The sequence below is a fragment of the Jeotgalibacillus soli genome, assembly GCF_000829435.1.
Lineage (GTDB): Bacteria > Bacillota > Bacilli > Bacillales > Jeotgalibacillaceae > Jeotgalibacillus > Jeotgalibacillus soli.
The window spans coordinates 97,915-110,528 of sequence record NZ_JXRP01000019.1 but is presented as its reverse complement, the minus strand read 5'-3'; the positions used below and the strand labels follow the sequence as shown (position 1 = coordinate 110,528).

Here is a 12,614-nt window from a genome sequence, read left to right as displayed (position 1 = left end):
ACATTTAAATATTTCACAGTAGTCATGGATTAAGGAGGAGTACATATGACAGAGGACATGAATCAAATTGAATTAAACTCCCTTGATGTGGGAGATCGTATCACAGGTACAGTAACCAAGGTGGAGGAAAAGCAGGTTCTTGTTGATGTCCAAAACAGCAAAGTAGATGGAATTATTCCAATCAGTGAGTTGTCAAGCCTCCATGTTGAAAAAGCATCTGACGTCGTTAAAGAAGGTGACGAATTGGAGCTAGTCGTCACTAAAGTTGAGGAAGAGCTATTAGTATTATCGAAGCGAAAAGTTGACGCAGAGAAAGCTTGGGATGAAATGAAACGCCGTTTTGAAGCAGAGGAAGTCTTTGAGGCTGAAGTGAAGGATGTCGTTAAAGGCGGTCTTGTTGTCGATCTTGGTGTTAGGGGCTTCGTTCCAGCTTCTTTGGTAGAGGATTATTATGTTGAGGATTTTGAAGATTATAAAGGACGAAATCTTACATTTAAAATAGTTGAGCTGGATGAAGAAAAGAACCGTTTGATCCTTTCACACAGAGCTGTAGTGGAGGGTGAAAAAGCAGAACAAAAGAAAGCGCTGCTCGAAAGCATCCAAGCGGATGATGTTCTTGATGGAACAGTACAGCGTATTACAGATTTTGGTGCGTTTGTAGATATTGGTGGTGTCGATGGGCTTGTTCATATTTCTCAACTATCCCATCAGCATGTAGAAAAGCCGTCAGACGTAGTGGAAGAAGGACAGAAAGTGCAGGTTAAAGTATTATCTGTTGATCGTGATAATGAGCGAATCTCATTATCCATTAAAGAAACATTACCAGGACCGTGGACGGATCTTGGCGACAAGGCCCCAAGAGGTACTGTCCTAGATGGAACAGTACGCAGGCTTGTATCATATGGAGCCTTTGTCGAAGTTTTCCCTGGTGTAGAAGGCCTTGTACACATCTCGCAAATTTCTCACAAGCATATTGGCACACCTCATGAAGTGTTAACAGAAGGCCAAGAAGTAAAGGTAAAAGTGCTTGACGTGAATGTAAATGACCAAAGACTATCCCTATCGATTAAAGAGCTAGAGGAGCAACGCAGCGAGGGTAAACGAGAGCAATCCTATAGCCTTCCAGAAGAATCAAAAGGCTTTCAGCTTGGTGAGATGATTGGAGATAAACTAAAAGACTTGAAATAAAGGTGAGTTAGATTGACTAGAGCGAAAAGAAAACTAGATCATATTAATTACGCTTTGTCCACGGGCGCTTCTGGTGGTGCTGGTTTTGATGATGTTTTATTTGTTCATCAAGGCCTTCCAAATCTATCGTACGAAAAAATATCGCTTCATACAAAAATTGGCGAACTTTTTCTAAGTTCGCCTTTATTTATAAATGCGATGACTGGCGGCGGCGGAGAGATGACAGAGTCTATAAACCGTGACTTTGCCCTCGCAGCTAAAGAAACTGGGGTTGCTTTATCTGTAGGGTCACAAATGGCTGCTTTAAAGGACCCATCTGAAAGAAGATCGTACGAAATAACAAGAAAAATCAACCCTAATGGTTTAATCTTCGCAAATTTAGGAAGCGAGGCTACGGTCGATCAGGCCAAAATCGCAGTGGATATGATTGAAGCGAATGCTTTGCAGATTCATTTAAATGTTATTCAGGAGTTAGCGATGCCTGACCTGAGGGAGACCGTGATTTTAAAGGCGCGTTAGACAGGATACAAGACATTGCAGATAAGCTGACTGTCCCCGTTTTTGTAAAAGAAACAGGTTTTGGGATTAGTGGAGAAACGGCTGTTAAACTTTCTGAGACCAATATTTCAGCAATTGATGTTGGGGGCTACGGCGGGACTAATTTTTCCCGTATTGAAAACAACAGACGAAATCGAGGACTGTCATTTTTTGATGGATGGGGAATCCCCACGGTGGCTTCAATTGTTGAAACAAGAAGTTGTGCTGCATTACCAATTATTTCTTCTGGCGGAATTCATACTAGCATGGACATTATTAAATCGCTCGCTCTTGGTGCTAGTGCAGCAGGCTTAGCAGGAGCATTTATAAGGATCCTTACCGAAAATGGTCTGGCTGCATTAATTGATGAAATTGAATTGTTAAAGTCAGAGCTTAAGCTTATTATGACGGCATTAGGTGCCCAAACCGTAGATGATCTTTTATCTTCTCCGCTAATTATTTGCGGTCAGACACATCATTGGCTTTATACAAGGGGATTCAACCCTGATGAATATGCAAGAAGATCACTTAATACATTTAGAAACTAAGCAGGCTGATTTACTCCAAGGGGGGATTTGGAGTAAATCAGCTTTTTATTATGTTAAGGATAGATTGCGGGAAGCCTTATTTATTGATACAATTATGCGAGTCATTTTAGAGAAGAGAAGTCCAACTTCTTGTCTTCTTACGGTAGTCGCATGTGGAAACTTCCTTTTGATATAATAATGATGAATTGTAGAGAGTTGGAACATATAGAAAGGGTGAAACGTCATGGCAAAGCCAGTCGTTGCAATAGTAGGACGTCCAAATGTAGGAAAGTCAACTATTTTTAACAGGATTGTAGGAGAGAGAATTTCTATTGTAGAGGATATCCCCGGTGTAACTCGAGACCGGATTTATAGCTCGGCAGAATGGTTAACGCATGAATTTAATGTCATTGATACAGGCGGAATTGATATAGGTGACGCACCGTTCCTTGAACAAATTCGTCAACAAGCAGAAATTGCGATTGATGAAGCGGACGTTATTATTTTTATGACAAATGGTCGTGAAGGTGTTACTTCGGCAGATGAGCAGGTTGCAAAGATTTTGTATCGTTCAAGTAAACCTGTTGTTTTGGCAGTAAATAAAGTGGACAATCCAGAAATGCGTGAACAAATTTATGATTTCTATGCGTTAGGATTTGGTGAGCCCTATCCAATCTCGGGTTCACATGGACTTGGACTTGGGGACCTGCTGGATGCTGTTGCTGCTCATTTTAAACCGATTGAGGAAGTCTCTTACGGCGAAGAAGTGATTAAGTTTTCATTAATTGGACGTCCAAACGTAGGTAAATCTTCTTTAGTGAATGCACTGTTGGGTGAAGAGCGTGTTATTGTTAGCGATGTAGCAGGTACCACACGTGATGCGGTTGACTCACCTTATCAATATGACAACCAAGAATATGTGATTATTGACACAGCAGGTATGAGGAAAAAAGGAAAGGTTTACGAAACGACTGAGAAATATAGTGTCCTTCGTGCATTACGTGCGATTGAACGCTCAGATGTTGTTCTGGTCGTGATTGATGGTGAAGAAGGTATTATAGAGCAGGATAAAAAAATAGCAGGATACGCACACGATGCCGGCCGTGCCGTTATTATCGTAGTGAACAAATGGGATGCGGTTGTAAAAGATGAAAAAACAATGGATAAATTCGAACGTACCATTCGTGAGCATTTTCAGTTTTTAGATTATGCACCTGTAGTCTTTTTATCTGCATTAACAAAAAAGAGAATTCATACATTGCTGCCTATCATCAATATGGCAAGTGAAAATCATTCTATGAGGGTTCAATCCAGTGTTTTAAATGAAGTAGTGATGGATGCTGTCGCTATGAATCCAACACCGACTGATCACGGAAAAAGATTGAAAATTTTCTATGCAACACAAGTGGCAGTTAAGCCTCCAACGTTTGTTGTGTTTGTAAATGAGCCAGAGCTTATGCATTTTTCTTATGAAAGATTTTTAGAAAACCGTATTCGTGAAGCATTTGGTTTTGAGGGTACTCCAATTCGATTAATTCCGCGAGCAAGAAAATAAAGCCGTAGTTTAATGGAAGAAAGGAGCGGTCACGATGGGAAAATCTCAACGCGTAGCAATACTTGGAGCTGGGAGCTGGGGAACAGCCCTGGCACTTGTCCTGGCGGATAATGGGCATGATGTAAGACTATGGACACATAATAAGGTACAGGCAGATGTGATCAACGAAACTCATCGAAATGAGCGTTATTTACCAAATGTCGAATTGTCCTCTTCGATTAAAGGTTTTTATCAATTGGACAAAGCGATTGAAAATACAGAGATCATTGTTTTTGCTGTTCCTACAAAAGCCATGAGAGAAGTAGCGGAGCAAGTAAATAAAGTTTGTCACGGTTCAAAAACGATCGTGCATGTAAGTAAAGGGATTGAACCAGATACTCACTTACGTATATCTGAGATCATCAAGCAGTCACTTTCAGAAACGATCTTGAAGGATTTAGTTGTATTATCAGGTCCGAGTCATGCAGAGGAGGTTGTTCTGCGTCATCCAACGACTGTCACTGCTGCATCTGATCAAATCCAAGCTGCAGAAATGGTTCAGGATCTCTTTATGAATCAGCATTTTCGCGTATATACGAATCTTGATGTTGTAGGTGTTGAAATAGGGGGAGCATTAAAGAATATTATTGCTCTTGCTGCTGGAATCACGGATGGATTAGGGTATGGGGACAATGCAAAAGCTGCACTTATCACTCGTGGACTGGCGGAAATGGCCCGGCTTGGAACAACATTAGGAGCTAATCCGCTAACCTTTTCAGGTTTGACCGGTATTGGGGATTTAATTGTAACATGCACAAGTGTTCATTCCCGCAACTGGAGAGCTGGAAATCTTTTAGGGAAGGGGAAAAAGCTTGATGAAGTATTAGAAAGCATGGGAATGGTTGTGGAAGGCGTTCGGACGACCAAAGCAGCATTTCAATTAGCGCAGAAGCTGGATGTGTCTATGCCGATTACAGAAGCTCTATTTCATGTCCTTTTTAACGATGTAAGCCCTAAAGAAGCGGTAGATCAGCTAATGTCTCGAGTTAAAACAAATGAGATGGAGGACCTCGTGAATATCTTAGGTGAACATCATCAAACTGAGAGCAAGTAAGCTCTCAGTCTTTTTTGGATGTGAACGTTTTCTGAACCATTTATGAATTAATGTTCCACATATTTTCCTGTGATATAATTTGTTTTAAAAGGCTTTAGTAGAATCTTTATTTAATGCTTGTTGCAATTAGGTACAGGAGGGTATTTTAATGTCAGCGCTAATGAAAATGTGGATCTCTTTTGGTTCTATGGGCTTTATGTTTTTGGCCATTTTAGCAATTTTTTTCAGCCGTTACAAAATATCGAATCGCTTTTTTAAGTTTATAACTGCATTAATCGCTTATATTTTAATGTTTTTGGCAGGAATCATTATGTTATTCGTTGTCTTGAGCGGTCCGACATTATGATGTTGACAACGAGGAGTGTATGAAATGAAAAAAATAATGTTGCTATTCATCTTACTTTGTTCTGCTGCAGTATTGGCTGGATGTATGTATCCTGCGCAGCAGAGAGCTGAAAATGAAATACCTTATGAAGATCAAATTGCTGCCGTGCAGGGAGCTGTTGATCAATACCAAGAAGATTCAGGGGGTCTTTTGCCGATAAAAACAGTGGAAGAAGACACCCCTATTTATCAAAAATATATGATTGATTTTTCCATGCTTAAACCACGTTATTTGGCAGAACTTCCTGGTAATGCTTATGAGAATGGCGGAGTATTTCAATATGTTTTAACGGATGTTGAAGAAGATCCTACTGTTAGAATTTTTGATTTGCGTATACCGGAAGAAATCAGAACGTTAAATATTAGAATTCAAGCAAATAGGGGGATTCCATTTAAAGCGGCGATTGGTGATAATGTTTATAGCATTGATTATGAACAGCTAGGTTACAAGGAAGATCCGATGGCAATGAGTCCCTATACAAACAGAGAGCTGCCATTTGTGACAAATGGTGACGGAACAATCTTTGTAGACTATATTACAGATCTTTATCATGCCACTCAAGACATCGATGCAACCTTTGAAGAAGGACAAGATATCCGTTCTGTTTTGCTTGAGGAATCGATGTTTGTTCCTGCTTATTCAATGCCTTATTTTGTTGATGAAAATGGAGATATTGTTTACGGTGATTCGAGAGATCCTAGTTAAAACCAGTTATTCTTTATCGTTTGAAATAAACGATAAAGAATAACTGGTTTTTTTGTTCTGAATTAAGCATGTCCTCATACAATAACAGTGTGAAGAATGTTCGACTAGAGGAGGCGCTTAAATGGAAAAACAAAATGTATTTGAACATATAGCGGAACGAACAGGTGGAGATATATATATTGGCGTTGTAGGTGCTGTACGCACAGGAAAATCCACCTTTATTAAAAAAATGATGGAGCTTGCCGTTATACCGCTTATGACCAATGAAGCAGAACGAAATAGAGCGCAGGATGAGTTACCGCAAAGTGCTGCTGGGCGAACTATTATGACGACAGAGCCGAAGTTTGTACCAAATCAAGCAGTTCGAATTCAAGTTGTGGATGGGCTTGAAGTCAATATTCGATTAGTGGACTGTGTAGGCTATACGATTCCAGGAGCAAAGGGTCATGAAGATGAATATGGTCCAAGAATGGTTCATACACCATGGTACGAAGAGCCGATCCCATTTCACGAAGCTGCTGAGGTAGGCACCAGGAAAGTTATTCAGGATCACTCAACCATTGGGGTCATGATGACTACAGACGGCACAATTGGTGAAATCCCTAGAGAAAGCTATGTAGAGGCAGAAGAGAGAGTTGTAGCTGAATTAAAAGAGGTTGGCAAGCCTTTTATTATGGTGTTAAACAGCGCAAGACCGCATCAGGCTGAAACCGATCAGCTTAGGAAAGAACTTCAGTTAAAATATGATATTCCTGTTATTGCTATGAGTGTAGAGAGCATGAGAGAAACTGATGTACTAATGATCTTGCGCGAAGCGCTGTATGAGTTTCCGGTACTTGAGGTAAATGTTAATCTGCCTAGCTGGGTAATGGTGCTTGAAGAAGAGCATTGGCTTCGCCAGCATTTCCAAGAAGCTGTTGCTGAAGTGATCCATGATATTAAAAGACTTCGAGATGTAGACAGAGTTGTAAGGCAATTTGAAATATACGAACATGTACAAGAAGCAAATTTAGCCGGGATGAATATGGGGCAGGGTGTTGCAAATATTGAGATTAGGGCATCAGATCATTTATTTGAAGATATTTTGCATGAAATGATTGGAGAGAAGGTGACGACTAAAGATCATTTTCTGGAACTTATTCAAGATTATTCTTATGCAAAGAGAGAATATGATCATTTCGCCGATGCACTAAAAATGGTGCGACAAACTGGCTATGGAATTGCTGCACCAGCGCTTGCGGATATGAGTCTTGATGAACCAGAGATCATCCGTCAAGGTGCTAGATATGGTGTTCGCCTTAAAGCCATTGCACCATCGATCCACATGATTAAAGTAGATGTAGAATCAGAATTCTCACCGATTATTGGGACAGAGAAACAAAGTGAAGAGCTTGTTCATTATCTGATGCAAGATTTTGAAGACGATCCATTATCGATTTGGAGTTCTGATATTTTTGGTAGAAGTTTAAGTTCTATTGTTCGCGAAGGGATTCAAGTTAAGCTGGCAGTAATGCCAGAAAATGCTCGATATAAATTAAAAGAAACGCTTGAGAGAGTAATAAATGAAGGATCCGGCGGAATGATCGCAATCATTCTATAAGAGATGGATCGAAAAGTTTTAAAAGTTCTATGTGAAAAAGATTATTCCATTTGTTCGTGATAGAACAAATGGATCTGTGCCTGCAGCTATAGGGTTTTCCCGATATTTGTCAGCTATCCAAACCCTTTGGATAGCTTTTTACGTTTGTAAAAAGAAAAAATATTCTTAAAACATGAAGAGATTCCCATTAATTATTCAATTATTGTTGCGTATGCATTTTTTATATGATAATCTTTTAACAGAATTGATCTTAAACATTGATTCTATGGGCTTTATAGCGTGTTTTATCAAGATGTAGTGCATAAAACACCTTAAAAATGTTCACAAATGTAATGAAACTTACCCAAGAAAGTAAAAGCTTTGGGAGGAGGTGATTGATGTGAACAAGACAGAACTCATCAACGCGGTAGCAGAAACAGCAGAGCTTTCCAAAAAGGATGCAACAAAAGCTGTTGACGCGGTATTTGAAACAGTTCAGGATGCTCTTGCAAAAGGCGATAAAGTACAACTTATCGGTTTTGGTAACTTTGAAGTTCGTGAGCGTGCTGCCCGTAAAGGTCGCAATCCTCAAACTGGTCAAGAAATCGAGATTGCAGCAAGCAAGGTTCCTGCATTCAAACCAGGTAAAGCGCTTAAGGATGCTGTAAAATAAGTACATACCTTTTGCGTCATGGCAGAGAAGACCGCACAATGTGCGGTCTTCTCTTTTTTTGGAATACATAGCATAACCGATATAAACAGTGAAGCACTAGGCTTTGCGCGACATCACCCCATATGCTAAGATGAAGTGAATCTAAAAGGGTTTAAACTCGACTAATAGATGGTTTTAGGAGGAAACAGTGAATGACTCATATGAAACGAACTGAAGATAATAAATCAACGATATCAGATAAAGAAGAAAAGATATATAAAGTGAACCTTCCTCAAATTGAGGAGGCGGTCAGGCTTATACTTGAAGCGGTTGGTGAAGACCCAAATCGAGAGGGATTACTGGATACACCAAAGCGTGTAGCAAAAATGTATGAAGAAGTATTTGAAGGCTTGCATATTGATCCAAAGGAATATTTTAAAACTGTTTTTAATGAGGAACATGAGGAACTTGTTTTTGTAAAAGATATTCCTTTTTATTCTATTTGTGAACATCATCTAGTTCCGTTCTACGGAAAAGCACACGTAGCATATTTACCCAAGGATGGAAAAGTGACGGGCTTAAGTAAGCTTGCTAGAGCAGTAGAAGCAACTGCACGCAGACCTCAGCTCCAAGAACGTATTACTTCAACAGTAGCTGATGCCATTATGGAAATGCTTAGTCCCCATGGTGCGATGGTAATTGTTGAAGCGGAGCATATGTGTATGACAATGCGTGGTGTAAAAAAAGCTGGTGCGATGACGATTACCATTGCATCAAGAGGTGTTTTTGAAGAAGATTCTGTAAAACGAAACGAAGTAATCGCTTTGATGAAGTCATAAAAATCGCCAGTGAGCAAAATGTAGAGAAGGAGTCGTTAATCATGACCCATGGTAAAGATTTTGTTGCAATCAAAGCATTGGAAGATGGTGTAAGTGTCATTGGTTTAACCCGTGGAACAGATACCAAGTTTCATCACTCTGAAAAGCTTGATAAAGGAGAAGTGATGATTGCGCAATTTACTGATCACACCTCTGCTGTTAAAGTTCGAGGGAAAGCATCGATTTTAACAAGTCATGGAGAATTAGAAAGCGAATCGAAAAAATAGGTTCAAGTGCCATTAACATCTTTTATAACATTGGACAAAAAGGTCGGCAAAGAGGGTAACAGCTTTCTCCTCGATTGCCGTCTTTTTTCTCTAGAATTAAAAACACATTTAGTCGAATAGCATCATATCATTTGCTTGTGGTATAATCATATGTGCTGAAAAGAACACTTTAACACGATAAAAGATTCGTGAAAACGTTGGGAGTGGGGAAAAACCGATGAAGACAAATGAAATAAATCATTGGATGGAAGAAACGCTCCAATACATTGAAGATCAAATTCGTCACGGTTACCTCCAACAATCCATTGGCGCACCGTTAATCGATAAAGATCGACTGTTTTTACTCATTTTCCCCTATCAAATGATTGGAAGCTTTACGGATCTTGATCGATCATACGTTTCAACTGCTATGCTCATTCAAACAGCGCTTGATACTCATGAAAAGGTTTCAAAGGAACAGCAAGATCTGCTTCGGGTTCGTCAATTGACTGTGTTAGCCGGAGACTATTACAGTGGACTATACTATCAAATCCTAGCTAAAATTCCGGATATAAAGCTTATTCGGAGTATAGCTCATGCTATTCAAGAAATTAATGAACAAAAAATAGAACTTGCTTCACTGAACATGACTTCACTTGAGGAATTTATTACTAGTCTGAAAAAAATTGAGAGTGCCATTATTACGAAGTTTTATAAGCATCGAGGTTTGGAGCAATTCAGCCATATTGCTGAGGACCTTTTAGTACTCAAGCGATTAATTGGGGAACAAAGACTTTACGAACATGGGGAGTATTCAATCCTTTTTTCTTTCCTGCGCAATTATCTTGCACAACAAGGTGACCGCACTACGTCAGTGGAAGGGAAGGTTTGGGATTACTACGCGAAAGCTGTTGATGAGCTGAAAGAAAGTCTTGAGCAGAAGCTGCGTCTTTTGCCTGATCACATTCAAAGTGCGATCCCCTCTCTTTTCACTTTGTTACACTCTTCACCAGAACGTCCCAAAATTTATGCAGAGGAAGGGTAGCTATGCAACCGACTAAAGAACAGCGTGTTCACCACGTTTTTGAAAAGATTTATGGACAATACGATAAAATGAACTCGGTTATTAGTTTCAAGCAGCATGTAAGATGGCGTAAGGAAACAATGAAACGAATGAACGTTCAAGCAGGATTCTCTGCATTAGATGTATGCTGCGGAACTGCCGACTGGACCATTTCATTAGCTGAAGCTACAGGTACAGAAGGACGTGTAGTTGGTATCGATTTTAGTGAAAATATGCTAAACGTCGGTAAAGAAAAGGTGAAATCGTATCCGCAAATTAGCTTAGTCCACGGAAATGCAATGGAACTGCCATATGAGGATCATTCTTTTGACTACGTTACGATTGGTTTTGGGCTTCGGAATGTCCCTGACTATTTACAGGTATTAAAGGAAATGAATCGTGTGTTAAAACCAGGTGGAATGGCCGTATGCCTAGAAACGTCTCAGCCAACGATACCGATATTCAGACAAGGCTATTATCTTTATTTCCAGTATATCATGCCGCTTTTCGGAAAAATATTCGCTAAAAGTTTTCAAGAGTATTCCTGGCTGCAGGAATCAGCTAAAGACTTTCCGGGTATGAAGGAGCTAGCTGTTCTTTTTGAAGAAGCGGGTTTCAGCTCTGTTGAGTATAAACCATTTAGCGGTGGAGTAGCAGCCATGCATATGGGATTTAAAAAAGTAGTATCGAAGTAAAAAATGTGTAGCTAGGTGGAAATCGAATGAAACTGAAAATGCTTTATTCGTTTCTAAAAACGGATATAGAAGAGATCGAAAAAGAATTAAATATGGCAATTGATTCAGATACGGCCTTATTGAAGGATGCATCTCTTCACCTATTGGAGGCAGGGGGGAAACGAATTCGTCCGGTTTTTGTATTACTCTCAGCGAAAACAGGAGAATACGATATACACGTGGTCAAAAATGTAGCAGTAGCCTTAGAGTTAATCCATATGGCATCGCTTGTGCATGACGATGTCATTGATGATGCAGAGATTAGACGTGGCAGAACAACAATTAAAGCTGAATGGAATAATCAGGTGGCGATGTACACCGGAGATTACATGTTTGCTAGAGCATTGGATTATATGACTGAAATTGAGCAGCCAATTGCGCATCAAATCTTGTCTAACGCGATCGTTGAGCTTTGTATCGGGGAGATTGCGCAAATTCAGGATAAATATCGTTTCGATCAAAATCTACGAGATTATTTAAGGCGCATTAAGCGTAAAACGGCCCTCCTTATCGCCGTAAGCTGTCAGCTAGGTGCAGTCTCGGGAAAGGTTTCTCCTGATGTACACGAGCGCTTATTTCGTTTTGGTTATTATGTAGGGATGGCTTATCAGATTACAGATGATATTCTTGATTTCACCTCTACAGAAGAAGAGCTTGGGAAGCCAGCAGGAGGAGACCTTTTGCAAGGAAATGTAACATTGCCTGCTTTATATGCACTTGAAAATCCTGCGTTAAGGAAAAGGATAGAGCGTGTTCATGATGTAATGCCGAGGGGTGAACTAGAGTCGATTATTTCTTTAATTATCTCCTCCGGTGCAGTTGAACGGGCAAGTGAATTAAGTCAGCGCTATTTGAAAAAGGCATTGATAGAGCTGGACGAGCTCCCCTCTTCTCGGGCAAAAAAATCACTTCGTGACATTGCATTATTTATCGGAAAAAGAAAGTATTAATTTGTAATGAAAACGTTGCCAAATACCTTGATGAATGTTACTCTTTTAAGGGGCCTTTAAGGGGTTATTTATACATAATTGGGGGGATGGGACGTGGAGAAAACGTTTTTAATGGTTAAACCAGACGGTGTACAACGAGGATTAATTGGAGAGATTGTCGCTCGTTTTGAGAAAAAGGGTTTTAAATTAGCTGGTGCCAAGCTAATGATCATTTCTGATGAACTTGCTAAGGAGCACTACGGAGAGCATACTGAGCGTCCATTTTTTGGTGAGTTGGTTGATTTTATTACGTCAGGACCTATATTTGCAATGGTGTGGGAAGGTGAAGATGTAGTAAAAACCGCTCGTCAAATGATGGGATCAACAAAGCCGAGTGAAGCACAGCCTGGCACCATACGCGGTGATTTTGGCTTAACCGTCGGTAAAAATATCATTCATGGTTCTGATTCACTTGAAAGTGCAGAGCGAGAAATTGCCTTGTTTTTCGGTAATGATGCATTTGTTGCTTATGAAAGAGCAGCCGACCAGTGGATCTACTAACAAAACAGCGCCTTAACAGGTG

General features: G+C 39.9%; 13 protein-coding genes and 1 pseudogene. All 14 read left to right on the top strand.

Features of this window, described 5'->3' with window-relative positions:
* Positions 1 to 45 precede the first annotated feature (45 nt).
* Positions 46 to 1,188 (top strand): 30S ribosomal protein S1, encoded by a 1,143-nt coding sequence (gene rpsA / locus KP78_RS14715; protein WP_041090122.1) that lies wholly within the window; start codon positions 46 to 48, stop codon positions 1,186 to 1,188.
* Between the two features lie 12 nt (positions 1,189 to 1,200).
* A pseudogene (fni, locus tag KP78_RS14710) lies at positions 1,201 to 2,273 on the top strand (type 2 isopentenyl-diphosphate Delta-isomerase).
* 223 nt (positions 2,274 to 2,496) lie between these two features.
* Positions 2,497 to 3,807: a ribosome biogenesis GTPase Der gene (der, locus tag KP78_RS14700; protein WP_041090120.1), complete on the top strand. Its 1,311-nt coding sequence runs from the start codon at positions 2,497 to 2,499 to the stop codon at positions 3,805 to 3,807.
* A 34-nt stretch (positions 3,808 to 3,841) separates the two neighbouring features.
* The gene (locus KP78_RS14695; protein ID WP_041090119.1) at positions 3,842 to 4,900 is read left to right on the top strand and encodes an NAD(P)H-dependent glycerol-3-phosphate dehydrogenase; all 1,059 of its coding nucleotides are present in this window, start codon (positions 3,842 to 3,844) and stop codon (positions 4,898 to 4,900) included.
* 148 nt (positions 4,901 to 5,048) lie between these two features.
* Positions 5,049 to 5,246, top strand: a complete 198-nt coding sequence (locus KP78_RS14690) for a DUF2768 domain-containing protein (protein ID WP_041090118.1) — start codon at positions 5,049 to 5,051, stop codon at positions 5,244 to 5,246.
* 24 nt (positions 5,247 to 5,270) lie between these two features.
* Positions 5,271 to 5,990 (top strand): hypothetical protein, encoded by a 720-nt coding sequence (locus KP78_RS14685; protein ID WP_041090117.1) that lies wholly within the window; start codon positions 5,271 to 5,273, stop codon positions 5,988 to 5,990.
* A gap of 121 nt (positions 5,991 to 6,111) precedes the next feature.
* Complete coding sequence (gene spoIVA, locus KP78_RS14680; protein WP_041090116.1) at positions 6,112 to 7,590, top strand: stage IV sporulation protein A; 1,479 nt, start codon at positions 6,112 to 6,114, stop codon at positions 7,588 to 7,590.
* A gap of 379 nt (positions 7,591 to 7,969) precedes the next feature.
* The gene (locus tag KP78_RS14675; RefSeq protein ID WP_041090115.1) at positions 7,970 to 8,242 is read left to right on the top strand and encodes an HU family DNA-binding protein; all 273 of its coding nucleotides are present in this window, start codon (positions 7,970 to 7,972) and stop codon (positions 8,240 to 8,242) included.
* Between the two features lie 200 nt (positions 8,243 to 8,442).
* A complete protein-coding gene (gene folE, locus KP78_RS14670) occupies positions 8,443 to 9,060 on the top strand; it encodes a GTP cyclohydrolase I FolE (protein WP_052474902.1) in 618 nt (205 codons plus the stop codon).
* Positions 9,061 to 9,101: 41 nt separating this feature from the next.
* Positions 9,102 to 9,326, top strand: a complete 225-nt coding sequence (gene mtrB, locus KP78_RS14665) for a trp RNA-binding attenuation protein MtrB (protein ID WP_041090114.1) — start codon at positions 9,102 to 9,104, stop codon at positions 9,324 to 9,326.
* A 217-nt stretch (positions 9,327 to 9,543) separates the two neighbouring features.
* Positions 9,544 to 10,350 (top strand): heptaprenyl diphosphate synthase component 1, encoded by an 807-nt coding sequence (locus tag KP78_RS14660; protein WP_052474854.1) that lies wholly within the window; start codon positions 9,544 to 9,546, stop codon positions 10,348 to 10,350.
* A 2-nt stretch (positions 10,351 to 10,352) separates the two neighbouring features.
* Complete coding sequence (locus tag KP78_RS14655) at positions 10,353 to 11,063, top strand: demethylmenaquinone methyltransferase (protein ID WP_041090113.1); 711 nt, start codon at positions 10,353 to 10,355, stop codon at positions 11,061 to 11,063.
* A gap of 26 nt (positions 11,064 to 11,089) precedes the next feature.
* Positions 11,090 to 12,052: a heptaprenyl diphosphate synthase component II gene (gene hepT / locus KP78_RS14650; protein ID WP_041090112.1), complete on the top strand. Its 963-nt coding sequence runs from the start codon at positions 11,090 to 11,092 to the stop codon at positions 12,050 to 12,052.
* A gap of 93 nt (positions 12,053 to 12,145) precedes the next feature.
* Positions 12,146 to 12,592: a nucleoside-diphosphate kinase gene (gene ndk / locus KP78_RS14645; RefSeq protein WP_041090111.1), complete on the top strand. Its 447-nt coding sequence runs from the start codon at positions 12,146 to 12,148 to the stop codon at positions 12,590 to 12,592.
* The last annotated feature ends 22 nt before the right edge of the window (positions 12,593 to 12,614 follow it).

Excerpts from the sequence above, each read along its gene's own strand:
- rpsA (WP_041090122.1), top strand. The coding sequence starts at position 46 with ATGACAGAGGACATGAATCAAATTGAATTAAACTCCCTTGATGTGGGA.
- der (WP_041090120.1), top strand. The coding sequence starts at position 2,497 with ATGGCAAAGCCAGTCGTTGCAATAGTAGGACGTCCAAATGTAGGAAAG.
- KP78_RS14695 (WP_041090119.1), top strand. The coding sequence starts at position 3,842 with ATGGGAAAATCTCAACGCGTAGCAATACTTGGAGCTGGGAGCTGGGGA.
- KP78_RS14690 (WP_041090118.1), top strand. The coding sequence starts at position 5,049 with ATGTCAGCGCTAATGAAAATGTGGATCTCTTTTGGTTCTATGGGCTTT.
- KP78_RS14685 (WP_041090117.1), top strand. The coding sequence starts at position 5,271 with ATGAAAAAAATAATGTTGCTATTCATCTTACTTTGTTCTGCTGCAGTA.
- spoIVA (WP_041090116.1), top strand. The coding sequence starts at position 6,112 with ATGGAAAAACAAAATGTATTTGAACATATAGCGGAACGAACAGGTGGA.
- folE (WP_052474902.1), top strand. The coding sequence starts at position 8,443 with ATGAAACGAACTGAAGATAATAAATCAACGATATCAGATAAAGAAGAA.
- mtrB (WP_041090114.1), top strand. The coding sequence starts at position 9,102 with ATGACCCATGGTAAAGATTTTGTTGCAATCAAAGCATTGGAAGATGGT.
- KP78_RS14660 (WP_052474854.1), top strand. The coding sequence starts at position 9,544 with ATGAAGACAAATGAAATAAATCATTGGATGGAAGAAACGCTCCAATAC.
- KP78_RS14655 (WP_041090113.1), top strand. The coding sequence starts at position 10,353 with ATGCAACCGACTAAAGAACAGCGTGTTCACCACGTTTTTGAAAAGATT.
- hepT (WP_041090112.1), top strand. The coding sequence starts at position 11,090 with ATGAAACTGAAAATGCTTTATTCGTTTCTAAAAACGGATATAGAAGAG.